Source organism: Photobacterium aquimaris (assembly GCF_002954455.1).
Taxonomy (GTDB): domain Bacteria; phylum Pseudomonadota; class Gammaproteobacteria; order Enterobacterales; family Vibrionaceae; genus Photobacterium; species Photobacterium aquimaris.
Genome location: NZ_MSCC01000004.1, coordinates 97,163 through 109,646 on the forward strand (window position 1 = coordinate 97,163; position 12,484 = coordinate 109,646).

The window sequence follows — 12,484 nt, forward strand, 5'->3', positions numbered from 1 at the left end:
TTAAAAATGGTAGCCAATAACGTTTAAGTCATTAAGATTCACAATATCAACGGGCGCGTCTTTGTGTGCATTTCTAACAAGCCCATTTTCTTGAATAAACACATCATTAAACTTGCCAGTAATGTCATTGTTCCAATTCTCAATATTAGAGAAAACTTCCGTACCATTTAGAAATATTGCTAATTCTTGTCCTTTTTCTAATCTGTGTTTAATTGTCTCATGGTGAAGAATATCATTAAGGCAAGTAACAGCACCGCCATTATATCCTTTGATAACCAGTCTATTTATTGCTTGTTCGTGCGTTAAGCCTTTAAATGGGCTGCCAGCCCCAACGACATAAGTGGTGTCTATGCCGCGCAATTCGTTAATCTTCTGGTAATATTTTTGTATATCAGGCGTATCTAATTTTGGATACAAAGTGGAATTGGGATCATAGTTACTCACGCTACGAGTTGAATAAACATACAGATTTTCAAATGTTGTTATTTGACTAGCTATGGCAGAAAGTGTTCTTGCAAGTTCCATTTGCTCATTTGCACAAATATTATTAATTGAGCTTCCATTTTTGTCTATCGACTCAAATACTCCGAATAGAGCAGTGTGAAACCCATCCCAGTAGAAAGTGCCATTAAGCATATTAATAGCTGTACTAGTAGTAAATCGTCGTCGAAATCGCTTTCTAACGATTTGGTTTTGTTGGTTGTAATATTTGTTTGTAACCTCAACGAACACTAACGAATTACATTTCTGGTTCATATCAAAATACCCTGCACTTTGTTTAAATCAATCTTATTCCTCGAACGTTGTTCTTACAAGTGCGCGATGTTAAATATACCAATAAATACAGCCTGTTACATAGATCTTGAGTTGGATTTTAATGCACTTTTATAGGTTTAAAAATAGTGTTGCAAAAATAATTATATCTCACTGAGTAGTGTTTATTTCAAAATTAATACGATTTTGTACAGGACAAGAATTGTTTTAATTCTGTATTGATTTATTCTAATTGCATAGCGGAAACCAGCATCGTTATTTGGAATTAGACAAATGTTAAGTTTAAAGAAAAAAGTAGAACTAAAAATTCAACAATTAGTTAATCAAGACAAAAAATTACAAGCATTCATATTGGTTGTGATTTTAGGTCTATTCAAACAATTAAAGCGAGTTGGTATTGTTGTTGGCATCTACTTGGCTATTTATTTCAGCATAACCATATTGAGTTATATTCTGCCATTCGGTGAGTATGAGCATGTAGATGGTAAAGTGAAACTGAGTGCAAACTTAACGTTTTACATTGTATGTTATCTAAAACGAGTTCCACTAAAAGCATTCTTAAAGCGTAGAAGTAAAGCGTTGATGGTTAAAATGGGTTTCGCTGCTTAATTTACCCCAATCACAACGTAAAAAACCGCCACTAACAAGGTTTATTAGTAGGCGGTTTTTTATATAAAATTAAGAGTAAAACCTTTAATGCATTTGATCTTTAGTTGGGGGCGGGGAAGTTTTTTTAATTATTTGCGTAGCCAGTCCATCAGTAATAAGCATTTCTTCTACTGATTGCGATGTATGAGTCAACTGAATCATATATCCAATTGAACCGTTTGAAAACTCACCATGCACTAATCTTATTTGATGATCGTTTACATTGGTGTTTGATTCTTCAGCTACACTTTCAACCCAATTGGTCAAATCTTTTAGTGTGTTAATTCGCGAGTTAGGACGCATTTAATTACCGCGCTTTTCTAAAGTTATGCCACATTGTAGCATTAATAAGTAACGAGGGTCACAAGACTATATACTTAGCCAATACCCATGATTTTCTCAACAAAAGCTGATTGGCTCAATATATAAACCAATTGAAGCGCACTTAAAGTTAAAACCTGAAAAATTAGAAAGTTATGAACTTCTTGCCTATCAATATTAGTCACCATAATGCATATAAATGTAGAAGCTAACAAGCAATTTAATATCAATAAGTACGTTTGATTGTAATAAAATATTGCTATTGTTCCCCAGACCATTGCATTAACAATTTCTACAAATGGGTAACGTGTACTTATTGGGCTTTTGCACTCACGACATTTGCCGTTTAACACCAACCAGCTAAGTATAGGAACATTCTCTATAGCAGTGATCTGGTGATTGCAAATAGGGCAAGCAGATCGCGGTACATTAAGATTAAACGGCTTACTTAGGTCAAAATTTGGATCTAAATTTACTTCTTCATGTAACTCTTTTATATGAGGTAAAGCATTTTTTAGTGCGTTTCGTTTTGCCATGATTGGTAAGCGATAAATAACGACATTCAAGAAGCTACCGACAGCTAAACCTAAACCCGTGGCAATAATTGTTGTAAGTGTCATTTCTATTGTCTTAATTAATGTATGTAATTCCTTATTTTTGCACGGCTAAACATTGCCACTGAGATTAGTTGTTAGACTCATAAAAAAAACCAGCTATTTATCTTAATAACTGGTGAACGGAACGGAGTCGTTAAGAGTATGAAACATTTAGTCAAATTGTTAAGTAAAAAATTAGTTAGCAATTTTGTATAAGCGTGTTTATGTAATAGGTAAACACGTAAACACTATGGCGATAGTATGCTTTTATATTGTCAGGATCAAGTTTTTGCCCAGAAAAATATACAAATTGAGCTTATAACGTATATTTTGAGTCTAAATTTATACGCATTAGACTTGGTGGTTGTTTTGTTTTTGTTGTTTGCAAAATCAAAACAAAAAGCAGTGAATTGTATTAACTATCGCGGTGGCTGGTTCGCTTTCCATGCATTTAAGACATGTTGTTTGGCTAATACGGGAGAGCGTTAACCATTATTCTTAACCACACATTAGTTTAATGAATAGGTTTTTTATGTTCTGTTTACAATACACACAATTACGCAGCTATTATGGTGTAATATATTTATCTATTAGGTAATCAGTGATATTGTCATAAGACTATAATTTTTGTATGTGGCAAGAATGGACGTAACTTTAAAGGCAACAACCGTTACCAATGATGAAATATATGCCGTTGTTAAATCCACAATGGAATTTGTACTATCTGTAGCGGAAATTTACACATTAGAATCACAACCACTCAATGTTAGTGAATCTAGTCCAGTAACATTTAAAAATGGTATTCGTAAATTCTATTCATCAGGCTATCAATATCTATTAGAGTTGAATAAGAACATTGTTCCAAACAATGGGAATATTTACTGTGCGAATATTGATGTGGCATATATTTTACTTGGTGATGTGCTTGGTGGGCGGTTAACTGGTGATGATATTTCAGAGAAGAACATTGCCATTACAGTTTGTGCGTATATGGGGCTGCATACCCGTAAAACATCTAAAAATGTTGTGGTAAACAAAATAATTCGTTCCCCAATGGCTTATTGTGAGTATATGACAGACAATGATCTTAAAATCATTGCTGTGACAACAGGTACAGCATACTCAACGCTTAATAAGTGGTTCTTTACACGTTTTACCTTGTTTGCGAGCATTGTTCACCAGTACCAAATTCAGCGATTCAATTCTCAAATTCAGAAAGTTATGACCGATAGGGTTATATGTAAAATCATTCCAATCGTTGAAGAACTTAATCTTTAAAAAAAGAGGTGATTCATCACCTCTTTTTTCGCCCCTAACATCTAACTCGATTCTTTAATTTCATATGTTATTCATTACAAAACTCTAATGAACGTGACGAAATTCTTAAATTGTCACCATTGTTAATTCTGTGCTTATTGAACAATTCAACTATATCTGTGCTGATAGGGCTCAATTGTCGGGTTATGGCATTAACCGGTCTGTTTACCAACTGCTCTTGTAGATCTGTTTGCGTAATATTACTAATATCGTAAAACTCAATATTATTGCTATCAATACAATCACCATCGTTCCCTGCATGAATGCGAATAATTGACTTATTCATCGTTCTATAAGCTGTCAACGACCATTCTTGATTGAGCTTTTTGGTTGCAAAGCGGAAAGATTTATAACGGCCAACTTCAACTACCATCAACATATCAGCAATCACACATACGAATTGAAACTTAATATTGTTTCGTGGCATAAGCTTGCTCTTTTTTGGTCGCTTATTGCTAATGCCCTGGCTTTCCTTTGACATAACAGTAGCGTAATCAAGCTCTAACTGAGACATTAGAGATACGTAAGCACAACCTGATACTTCTCTGCCAATATTGCCGCCTTTAGGGATGGTGTGCTGTCTGATGATGGAGTCTAATTTTCCTTTTGGCCGCTCAAGCTTAGTTGAGTCACTGTTAATGAGAGAATGCTCTACATGAGCTACCGTATCTAACAGCGCGTGTTGAGGTACTTTTATAATTGATAATGGTTTAATTAAACAAAATGACGAGTTGCAGTTAAAAGCGGCAATATCTTTTTTGTGAGGCTTTAGTGTTAGCATGTTTTATGTTCCATATTTGTTGTTAGAGTTTCCATATAGGGATTCAATAGCCACATAGTAGACTGTTTTTAATGAATTTATTTGCAATGCTTGCTAACAAAAGGGTTATCATTTCCTTGAATAGCTTTAATCTTAGCGTTGCGTTCACACTCCCAAGAGCTAACTGGATCTTGTTTATCCCATGCTTGCATCATTTTTTTTTGCTGTGAGCTTAAACGGTACATAGGATAAGAATATTCCATGTACATACTCGCTCTTGCCACTTCACCGCGACTATTCTCTGGCGGCTGCGCGATACGTTTTTTAGTGTCGTAACGGAAGTCACACGATCCAAATATAGACTTAGCATTAGGCATCATTGCCCAACGATAATTGCTATGCGCGGCATTAACTGAGCCAATCGCAGGGCTAAGATTATGGAGGTCTGCTTGAATATAACGATACTGCTTTGATACCTTGCTTGCGCAGTTTCGGCCTTTAAATGATTTGCCTTTTTTATCTACGCATTGAGGTGAGCCCTCACGCCATTCTTTGAACGATCTACCGATATTTTCCATCGGTACTATATGTTCAGCCTCCCAACGTAAAGCTCTTTTTTTCCACTTCTGATTAATAAATCCTGTTGGTAGAGTAATGTTTTTTCGACTATCAAATTGGGCATTACAATAAAGTGTTTTCATGTTAGTCGGTTGAGTATAGATCTGGTGTTGCATGATTTTTTTTGCTTTATTGAACGAATCATTATGCGTATTACCCGTAATACCAGAAGCAAAAGAGCTACAAGAACTTGCTGCAGCTAGAATGGTGATCGTTAATCTTGTCAGTTTCATTTTTTACTACCCATAAATTATTGATGAATATCTATTTCGATTATTAGCTACATTAGCTTCTGTTAAAAACAGCATTAATCCAGCATCACTTGTGTCACTAGAAACAAAAAGCAAAAAAAATCACCGTTTTGGCAACTATGATGTTTGTTGATAAAAAATATTGGTGAAAGACCGAAAAACGCAACCGCATCTACACCAATATTTTCTATTATCAACTCAACAAAAAATCTCTACTTACCGCAATTGAAAATATCTTGTGGCAACTTTTTAAATATAGCCACGCAATTATTTTTACTTTCCGGACAACTAAAATCTCCAACAGGCAAAATGGATTCACTCACAGAGTCGTTTGAGCAACGCTTAATTATTAATGACGAATAATCACCAGAATAGGCGACTTCATCACTCATTAAAGAACGGGGATTTTGTAGTGAAGCATTGGAAGAACACCCAACCAAGGCTGCAGTTACTATTACACTTGCCGCAATTTTTACTAAATGAGATTTAAACATTTTCTTTCATCCTATCTGTATAGTTGATTTGCGCTATTAAAGCACATAAATACACACATTACATTATTATGTTTATCTAATGGATAAACATCTTGCTTAAATGTGTGGGTTGGAGCTATATTGACTTACCGCAAAAATGGCGATGTTTTGTTGTCAGCAGTCATTTTATGTGTGGTTGTGAGAATAAGGATTATTAGTTGTTAAGGCTGCTACTGACTAAAAGCCGTATAGAGCTAATAAATCTTTATTATTAAACTCAACATGGAGAGAGGTACGAAAATGAAGAAAGTTACAAAAAAAAGGTTATGGAAAGTTGTAGACAGCTTTCTTAAAGCTAATCGTCTAACGTACAAGCAGAAACTTTTAGCTGAGGCCATATTTTGGGCGATGAAACAGGATGGTAAATGTGTATTGGATTCATCTTTGTTATGTAGTGTTGTGTCGGCTCATGTCACTACGATGTACCGGTATCGTGAAGTGCTAGTTGGTATTGGTTTAATCAGACATAGCCGCATTGGTATAAGGTCTACATATGAATACACATTAAATTTTGGTGCGTTGGTTGAATATGGGCTTTACGATTTAGCTCCCATTACGTTACGTGAGTTTAACTCTGAGGAATTAATTAGTATTCCCTTAACATTTGACGTTGATTTGCTGGATATTGATCGTTCAGCAAAGGTTATTAATATAGCTGCACCAAACTTACCGGAGGCTACACCGTCAATAAATAATTAAATAACACCCCAACTTACACACGGAATTATCAAAATGACAAACAATCTAATGCTACAAACTTATCAAAATGGAGTGAAATTATGATCACTCTTGAAGAATTTCTTAAACAAGAACAAGCTAAATTACAATCATTCGAGGCGTATTGGCGCAAGAATGAAATTGTACAACCAGAATTATTTCCTAGTGAATTATTAGCTGGCGATTGGGATGAAATGCTTGCCATATATGGCGAAGAAGAATAATTATATTTCGGCAATCCATACAGCAAAAAGCCCGTTAGTAACGGGCTTTTTTAATGTGTATTCTAAGCACTAACATAGAGTAATTGGCGTTCTTTTGCCTCACGTTTGATTTGTAATTCTTTGCGTAATTTCAGACCAAACTTATGTGTTAATAGATTAGCAAATAAAACAGTATTGTCGCGTGTATCAATAGCAATAAACACACATGACTTACGAATTACAATGCCATTTTGATTTGTAACATCGTATTCGTAAATTTCAGATTCAAGATGTTCTTCAAGATCAGTGTGCTTTGCATTTTGACGTACAAGCCACGCTCCCATCTTTACTTTACCTTTGACCTCTTTAACACCTGCAGCATTAAGACTCTCAGCTACGTCATTGATAAATTTTTGATCGAGGTTCAGTTGGTTTTGCATGTTTGTAATTCCTAATCATATTGTTTCGTTCTGCAGGTATCATAATGGGCAAAGATAAAAGGGTAGGGAATAGACTGTAAATTACCTACCCCCAGGTTTATTGTTTCGTCCCAAATAGAAATTGCAAATAACAGAAACTATTACTGGCCAAAGCCTAAGTTTGTTAAATATGCAGGATAATAATTGAGTCCAGTATCATCGTGGATTTGTTGACCACTAACAGGAATAACATATAAGCCTTGTGCGCGTTCTAATATGTTCGCGTATTGTTCATCCGAATGAACATCAACGAGCATGATAGTGACGTTCTCACGCTTAAAACGCTTAATGTTTGCGTCCAACCATTGCATTGAGTATTGGTCACTTCCAATAATAGCCAAAGAACTTGTCATTCCCTCTAACGGCTTTGCTAACTTGGTATATGTCATACCACTTTTGGGTTTCATGCTAGGTGTGACTACCGGAAAAATAGCAGCAAGTGCTTCATCCATAAGTTGTTGCCTATCACCTTTAATGTTCATTTCTAACTCTGCTTTTTTAGCTATTTCACTCATTCTGTCAAAACGTATTACCCCTTGCGCTTCTGCTATACGATCTTTTCCCATAACCTCAACCAGAGTTTGTGTTTTTAGTTGTCCAGTTGGAAGTTCAGTAAGTGCGTTCGCGTAAATTGGCGTTATTAATAAAAGGTACGTTAAACCCAATTTCGTAGTGCGATTTTTCAAGTAAATATTCCTTTGATGCTTCAAGTTTCTTCATTAAAAGTAAGCATGAAATATCTAAATCATGTGCAGCAATGGCTTTTTGCCTCGCAGTGGTGCAGCTATCAGCATTAACCATATTGAAATTGTATTTGGCAAAATCGTATTGCCATTGAAGACTCTTAATTGCATCAAGAGCCAAAGGTGCAGATTGATTTAAGATATTCTCAAGCGAAAGAGGTATTCCCTTTTGTTTAGCGATATAAAATAGATTTGCACAACTAAAGCAATTAAGGGTTTGTTGTCCTGTTAATAGCGATCCTGTAATTTGTTCTGAAATCTCATTCTCACATGCGCTCTCATAATCAAAATACGTACTATCAATGCTCTCTTTTCTCCATTGACGATGTTTGTTCAACGTAATGCCAATACCTAATTCAAGATCAATCAGGTGATTAGCTGTTTGAGCGTTTGTATTGGACTTATACCAGTATTCCCAACGGTTAATGCCGTAAAGAGATCGCAATGTTTTTATTGAATGACTTTTACCAATAACCTGAACAGCTACGTGATTAAATCTTTTATGCCAATGCTGTCCAGTTGGTAAGTTGTAGCAACTCATGTATTTTTTTTTATTACTCAATTGAACTACTGGTTTAGTGCGCTTGTAGCTCGTCAATTCAGCATCAAGTGAGGGTAGAACATTAACTCTACGTGAAGTCTTGCTATCGCGCATATAAACAACGTACATACCGTTATTGCGTTTTTCTAGTGTATGAAGCTCGCATGGACGCAAACCGGCACTAATTATTAGTCTTGTAGCCAGTGACATACGATCAGATAAGTTTTCAATGATTTGTTTAAGCTCGCTAGAGGTATAGCCATTCTCTGTGTTGCTGATAGATAATTCCATTATGTATATTGCCGTAATGTTTTTGATAGTTTAAAGGCTAGTACGTATTACAATAAATTTAGTGTGTCGGGCTTTATGGGGCTTTTATCGGAAAAAACCTGATACGTTAATCAGGCTTAAAGGTAAATGGTAATTATGCGATATATCCATTAAAAAATAGGAATAACATAAAGAATAAAACTGCAGGGATACACACAATAATTGTACTAATAATGTGTTGCGGGACTGTCATTTTGATTTTGTTATTTTCAACGTTAAGTTTCATCAAACCATGAGGGATTGTAAGACGTAGAAATGCAAAAATTGCGGATGATGTTAAGACCCCAAAGAGGGAACGAAAGATCTCACCAGTCGATAAAGCATGTTCTGACAAAAAACACTGGCTTATAGTGAATAACGACTGAGAAAACATATAGCCATTCACCACACAAAAACCAATAAACAAAATCCAATTATCACGTTGTTTAAATCTACCGGTTAAGCAAACCTCTTTAATGTATTTCAACAATTCTTTAAAGGTTGGTTTCGCGTTAGTATATTTACTCAATGCTTTACTCCAAAAAAAGCTGCTAGTGATCACCACCAGCAACTAATTAAATTTATTTTATCGAATGATATATTTCAGAACAGAGCCAATTAACACTAGTGCGATGTAAACCCATAAAAGGCTAATCTTTGCTACAGCAACAGTTTTAATCTTCATGTACTGTTTAGCTGTTAAGTTCTTACCACCATCAAGAAACATACGGAGAATAGATTTAAGACTACGATCTCCCTCAAGTCCGTAATAGATAAATGCTAAAAGGTGGCTAACAGTCAGTGTGGCAAAAACAGCAATACCTAGATAGATATTGCCCAATAGAGCAATTACAATTAAAAAGCTGATGCTTGTGATGATATTTGCTTTTTCTATTGGTTTTTCATCAAACTCAATTAATCCTTTAAAATCAAAATTAAAAGATTGGTTCTTCTTCTTTTGATCATCATTTGAGTTTTCAGTCGAGGTATCTACATTCTCAATGTCAGCCATGTTCACCTTGTCGTCACGAATATTTTCATTAGTTTCAGACTGGTTTTCTGTTACTTTTAAATAGGTCATTTTTGCCTCTAGTTAGTCTCGTAGCATGGGGAATATTGTCGAATGGAACTGTAAAAGTTATGGACTGTTTTTCTTACATTGGATTCAGATGTTTCTAGTAGGGCTAATGTCGCCTCTTGACACATTTGTAAGTTCAAATCTTCTAAATTACCTAGACAGTAAACCTGATGTATTGCGGCCATTTTAGTGCGAATAAAATCATGATTTACTTGCTTGCTATCACTTGCTAATACCCAATCAGCGGTCTTGCACATTAGAAACATGAAGTCCTCTGTTTTATCAGTAGGGTTAAGCAGATCTCTTTGCTTTTGTGTTAGCTCTTTCGTATTTAAAGTTGTGTATAGCGGTATATGAGTCATTGATAGCCATTCCATTGATGTCAGATGAAAAAGGCTGTAAATAAGTAATGTTGCAAACAGCCAGTTTTCTTTTTGGTTACATTCTGGTGGCTAATATAATCGTCATTAAAAAATACGGCTTAATTAGTCACGCAGCGCAATATTCAAAATTTGACACGAGGGTAATCTAAGAGGTTATTCGTACCAGTCTTGCTATAGGTAAAGCGGAAATTAGAGCAAAAAAAACTGCAAACGGGCGTTTGCAGTAATAAAAAAGTTGGGCATTACATAATTGGAAGTTGCTCGAACATATTAGCCTTACTTTCTGACATTTCGTTTAGTAATTGCCGTGAGATATATGCAGCACTAAAGCAGTCTTCATTTTCGTTAATGGGCATAACCAATAACATGCAGTGGCGGCCATAATCTCTAATGGATTGTATTTTGGTCACACAGCAACATTGAGTGAACTCATTAATGGTGTGTTGAAAGTCATAGATGAATAAACGTGTATTCAATGTTTCATTACTGAGGAAGTCACTGGCTGGCTCAAACTCTCGCTCAGGATGATTAAACATTTCTTTTCGATAGACCATTTCAACTAGCCAATCCAGAAATTGGGTTTCCGTGTTTAACGTATTGAGTGTACTACGTGCGTTGATAGTCATTGCTGGCTGCGTTGTTTCTCGAACCAAAGTATGTAACGTTGATAGTGAAACAGGTGATTTCTTATTTTGTATGGTCATGTTATCCAGATCTTTTAATTATAAGTACGAGCTAATTTGTTTTTGTATCGTTTCTTGTATCGTGAAGCTGCTTTATTGTTTCCAGGGGAGTGGTAATAAGCAGCAGCATCAATCCAATTACCACGCGCCATATATCCCTCCCGTAGTATTTCGCACCCAACACGGACGTTAGTTTCTGGTGCAGTCATTTCCCATAAAGATTTAACTCTATCTTTATGCCAACGCCAATTCACTTGCATAATCCCAATATCAAACAAGAGTTGTTTGCGGTCTACAAGACGCTGCGCTGCAATATAAAGCGATTTTCGGTTAGGGTAGAAATAGGATTTGCCTTTGTGGTTTATCGTCCACGCCCACGGTGACGAACGCCCATTTTTCAAACCTGTTTCTGTCTCAGTTAGAGCAATGGCAAACAAGTTTTTAGCTGGTACATTGCATGAACTGGCTATTTTTTTAAATGCTGATGGTACTTGAACTTTTTTGGCATTTGCATGGGGTACTGTTGAAACACCAAGTGCTAGTGCTAATACAAAATAACGAAATTGTTTACTCATTTAACTGACTTCCTCTATCGAACAACACCATTTTTATCCAATTATTATTTTCTGGTGGAATTAGTGCGTAATAGAAAAAAGCGCGGCCAATAAAAATTATTAGCCGCGCTTTAGTGGTTGGATAAGTGTTTAATTAGATAGGTTAGTTGTAAGTTTGATTAGATTTTGAAAACTACAAAATCATTTATTCAAAATGGTTCGACACGACTTTTACCGGAGAGAACGCACAGATAGTATTTACATCATACTCAAAACCACCCGTCGCTTGCTGCACTGGTGTTTCAATTGCAGCCACAATTAACTGTAATTCAATATCGCTAGATAACAACTCAAGACAAGGGATTACATCACTAACATCACCGAAATCACTCATACCGTTCTTTAGAACTGCAATACATGTATTAACGGATAATTGTACGTATTTGATATGATCTTTAATTTCAGATTCAGGAATATTGCGCTTTTGCCCAAAACCAACTTGAACACCGCGCTCCCATGAAACTACTTCTGTGTCATTCGATAAGTAATTGGGAAAACTCCCCATAACCTTTTCTGGTGCACTCGGAATCATTTGCTTGCTTCTTCTTACACACTCAATCAATAAGTTTAAAAAGAAACGATCATTTTGTTTTTTACCAATCATTACGCCCATCCTAAATATCCATTTTTGAAACCAACGGGTGAATGATATACGTCCTCTGGACTCATGCCGTTTTTAGTTGTTATAGGCATTTTTGATAATTTGTTGATGCTTAACTTTCAGTTCAGTCCAAATTTTGTGTGCCGATCTTTTTAGGGTTTTACAATCAAGTGAAAACAAAGGGTTAAAATGAATACATAACCGGAGAATCCGCGTATCAATGGTGATTCGCCAGCTAAAACTCACATTAAAATGAATAAAAATATTATTTATCTTAATTGATACTTTTCAATCGCTATAGAGCAATTAAAATAG

Annotated in this window: 19 protein-coding genes; 4 read left to right on the forward strand and 15 right to left on the reverse strand. The window is 35.5% G+C overall.

The genetic code is table 11. The annotated features are described in order from the left end of the window. Positions 1 to 756: a hypothetical protein gene (locus BTN98_RS18295; protein WP_065189984.1), complete on the reverse strand. Its 756-nt coding sequence runs from the start codon at positions 754 to 756 to the stop codon at positions 1 to 3. A gap of 291 nt (positions 757 to 1,047) precedes the next feature. On the opposite strand from BTN98_RS18295, the gene BTN98_RS18300 reads away from it, so the two are divergent. Next, a complete protein-coding gene (locus BTN98_RS18300; RefSeq protein ID WP_065189983.1) occupies positions 1,048 to 1,383 on the forward strand; it encodes a hypothetical protein in 336 nt (111 codons plus the stop codon). Between the two features lie 84 nt (positions 1,384 to 1,467). Here the strand turns inward: BTN98_RS18300 and BTN98_RS18305 are convergent, their stop codons facing one another. Beyond that, entirely contained in the window at positions 1,468 to 1,725 is a 258-nt protein-coding gene (locus BTN98_RS18305) for a hypothetical protein (RefSeq protein WP_065189982.1), read from the reverse strand. 74 nt (positions 1,726 to 1,799) lie between these two features. After that, positions 1,800 to 2,363, reverse strand: coding sequence for a prepilin peptidase (locus BTN98_RS18310; protein WP_065189981.1), 564 nt, complete (start codon positions 2,361 to 2,363; stop codon positions 1,800 to 1,802). Between the two features lie 618 nt (positions 2,364 to 2,981). Here BTN98_RS18310 and BTN98_RS18320 point away from each other — a divergent pair. Next, positions 2,982 to 3,617, forward strand: coding sequence for a hypothetical protein (locus BTN98_RS18320; protein ID WP_065189979.1), 636 nt, complete (start codon positions 2,982 to 2,984; stop codon positions 3,615 to 3,617). Positions 3,618 to 3,684: 67 nt separating this feature from the next. Here the strand turns inward: BTN98_RS18320 and BTN98_RS18325 are convergent, their stop codons facing one another. The 3 genes from BTN98_RS18325 to BTN98_RS18335 all read right to left on the reverse strand — a co-directional run bounded on the left by BTN98_RS18325 (position 3,685) and on the right by BTN98_RS18335 (position 5,779). Further along, the gene (locus BTN98_RS18325; RefSeq protein WP_065189978.1) at positions 3,685 to 4,437 is read right to left on the reverse strand and encodes a hypothetical protein; all 753 of its coding nucleotides are present in this window, start codon (positions 4,435 to 4,437) and stop codon (positions 3,685 to 3,687) included. A 77-nt stretch (positions 4,438 to 4,514) separates the two neighbouring features. After that, positions 4,515 to 5,267, reverse strand: coding sequence for an endonuclease I family protein (locus BTN98_RS18330; RefSeq protein ID WP_065189977.1), 753 nt, complete (start codon positions 5,265 to 5,267; stop codon positions 4,515 to 4,517). A gap of 230 nt (positions 5,268 to 5,497) precedes the next feature. After that, entirely contained in the window at positions 5,498 to 5,779 is a 282-nt protein-coding gene (locus BTN98_RS18335) for a hypothetical protein (RefSeq protein WP_065189976.1), read from the reverse strand. Positions 5,780 to 6,058: 279 nt separating this feature from the next. Here BTN98_RS18335 and BTN98_RS18340 point away from each other — a divergent pair, with 279 nt between their 5' ends. Next, positions 6,059 to 6,517: a hypothetical protein gene (locus BTN98_RS18340; protein WP_065189975.1), complete on the forward strand. Its 459-nt coding sequence runs from the start codon at positions 6,059 to 6,061 to the stop codon at positions 6,515 to 6,517. Positions 6,518 to 6,597: 80 nt separating this feature from the next. Continuing rightward, positions 6,598 to 6,759 carry a hypothetical protein gene (locus BTN98_RS20415; RefSeq protein ID WP_156674904.1) on the forward strand — a complete coding sequence of 54 codons (162 nt, stop codon included), beginning with the start codon at positions 6,598 to 6,600 and terminating at the stop codon, positions 6,757 to 6,759. 62 nt (positions 6,760 to 6,821) lie between these two features. Here BTN98_RS20415 and BTN98_RS18345 read toward each other — a convergent pair whose 3' ends face one another. The 9 genes from BTN98_RS18345 to BTN98_RS18385 all read right to left on the reverse strand — a co-directional run bounded on the left by BTN98_RS18345 (position 6,822) and on the right by BTN98_RS18385 (position 12,172). After that, a complete protein-coding gene (locus tag BTN98_RS18345) occupies positions 6,822 to 7,178 on the reverse strand; it encodes a hypothetical protein (RefSeq protein ID WP_065189974.1) in 357 nt (118 codons plus the stop codon). Positions 7,179 to 7,318: 140 nt separating this feature from the next. Then, positions 7,319 to 7,783, reverse strand: coding sequence for a DUF2859 domain-containing protein (locus BTN98_RS18350; RefSeq protein WP_065189973.1), 465 nt, complete (start codon positions 7,781 to 7,783; stop codon positions 7,319 to 7,321). Between the two features lie 43 nt (positions 7,784 to 7,826). Further along, positions 7,827 to 8,792: a hypothetical protein gene (locus tag BTN98_RS18355; RefSeq protein ID WP_065189972.1), complete on the reverse strand. Its 966-nt coding sequence runs from the start codon at positions 8,790 to 8,792 to the stop codon at positions 7,827 to 7,829. Positions 8,793 to 8,925: 133 nt separating this feature from the next. Then, entirely contained in the window at positions 8,926 to 9,339 is a 414-nt protein-coding gene (locus BTN98_RS18360; protein WP_065189971.1) for a hypothetical protein, read from the reverse strand. Between the two features lie 57 nt (positions 9,340 to 9,396). Next, entirely contained in the window at positions 9,397 to 9,891 is a 495-nt protein-coding gene (locus tag BTN98_RS18365) for a hypothetical protein (RefSeq protein ID WP_065189970.1), read from the reverse strand. A gap of 8 nt (positions 9,892 to 9,899) precedes the next feature. After that, positions 9,900 to 10,145 (reverse strand): hypothetical protein, encoded by a 246-nt coding sequence (locus BTN98_RS18370; RefSeq protein WP_146107043.1) that lies wholly within the window; start codon positions 10,143 to 10,145, stop codon positions 9,900 to 9,902. 368 nt (positions 10,146 to 10,513) lie between these two features. Further along, a complete protein-coding gene (locus BTN98_RS18375) occupies positions 10,514 to 10,975 on the reverse strand; it encodes a hypothetical protein (RefSeq protein WP_065189968.1) in 462 nt (153 codons plus the stop codon). 14 nt (positions 10,976 to 10,989) lie between these two features. Then, the gene (locus tag BTN98_RS18380; protein WP_082970510.1) at positions 10,990 to 11,529 is read right to left on the reverse strand and encodes a transglycosylase SLT domain-containing protein; all 540 of its coding nucleotides are present in this window, start codon (positions 11,527 to 11,529) and stop codon (positions 10,990 to 10,992) included. Between the two features lie 184 nt (positions 11,530 to 11,713). After that, positions 11,714 to 12,172 (reverse strand): hypothetical protein, encoded by a 459-nt coding sequence (locus BTN98_RS18385; protein ID WP_146107044.1) that lies wholly within the window; start codon positions 12,170 to 12,172, stop codon positions 11,714 to 11,716. Positions 12,173 to 12,484 lie beyond the last annotated feature (312 nt).

Bases quoted from the DNA above. Each gene is read 5' to 3' on its own strand.
- BTN98_RS18325 (WP_065189978.1), bottom strand. From the start codon at position 4,437: ATGCTAACACTAAAGCCTCACAAAAAAGATATTGCCGCTTTTAACTGC.
- BTN98_RS18365 (WP_065189970.1), bottom strand. From the start codon at position 9,891: ATGACCTATTTAAAAGTAACAGAAAACCAGTCTGAAACTAATGAAAAT.
- BTN98_RS20415 (WP_156674904.1), top strand. From the start codon at position 6,598: ATGATCACTCTTGAAGAATTTCTTAAACAAGAACAAGCTAAATTACAA.
- BTN98_RS18375 (WP_065189968.1), bottom strand. From the start codon at position 10,975: ATGACCATACAAAATAAGAAATCACCTGTTTCACTATCAACGTTACAT.
- BTN98_RS18350 (WP_065189973.1), bottom strand. From the start codon at position 7,783: ATGGGAAAAGATCGTATAGCAGAAGCGCAAGGGGTAATACGTTTTGAC.
- BTN98_RS18300 (WP_065189983.1), top strand. From the start codon at position 1,048: ATGTTAAGTTTAAAGAAAAAAGTAGAACTAAAAATTCAACAATTAGTT.
- BTN98_RS18355 (WP_065189972.1), bottom strand. From the start codon at position 8,792: ATGGAATTATCTATCAGCAACACAGAGAATGGCTATACCTCTAGCGAG.
- BTN98_RS18295 (WP_065189984.1), bottom strand. From the start codon at position 756: ATGAACCAGAAATGTAATTCGTTAGTGTTCGTTGAGGTTACAAACAAA.
- BTN98_RS18305 (WP_065189982.1), bottom strand. From the start codon at position 1,725: ATGCGTCCTAACTCGCGAATTAACACACTAAAAGATTTGACCAATTGG.
- BTN98_RS18345 (WP_065189974.1), bottom strand. From the start codon at position 7,178: ATGCAAAACCAACTGAACCTCGATCAAAAATTTATCAATGACGTAGCT.
- BTN98_RS18330 (WP_065189977.1), bottom strand. From the start codon at position 5,267: ATGAAACTGACAAGATTAACGATCACCATTCTAGCTGCAGCAAGTTCT.
- BTN98_RS18335 (WP_065189976.1), bottom strand. From the start codon at position 5,779: ATGTTTAAATCTCATTTAGTAAAAATTGCGGCAAGTGTAATAGTAACT.
- BTN98_RS18320 (WP_065189979.1), top strand. From the start codon at position 2,982: ATGGACGTAACTTTAAAGGCAACAACCGTTACCAATGATGAAATATAT.
- BTN98_RS18380 (WP_082970510.1), bottom strand. From the start codon at position 11,529: ATGAGTAAACAATTTCGTTATTTTGTATTAGCACTAGCACTTGGTGTT.
- BTN98_RS18370 (WP_146107043.1), bottom strand. From the start codon at position 10,145: ATGTGCAAGACCGCTGATTGGGTATTAGCAAGTGATAGCAAGCAAGTA.
- BTN98_RS18340 (WP_065189975.1), top strand. From the start codon at position 6,059: ATGAAGAAAGTTACAAAAAAAAGGTTATGGAAAGTTGTAGACAGCTTT.
- BTN98_RS18310 (WP_065189981.1), bottom strand. From the start codon at position 2,363: ATGACACTTACAACAATTATTGCCACGGGTTTAGGTTTAGCTGTCGGT.
- BTN98_RS18385 (WP_146107044.1), bottom strand. From the start codon at position 12,172: ATGATTGGTAAAAAACAAAATGATCGTTTCTTTTTAAACTTATTGATT.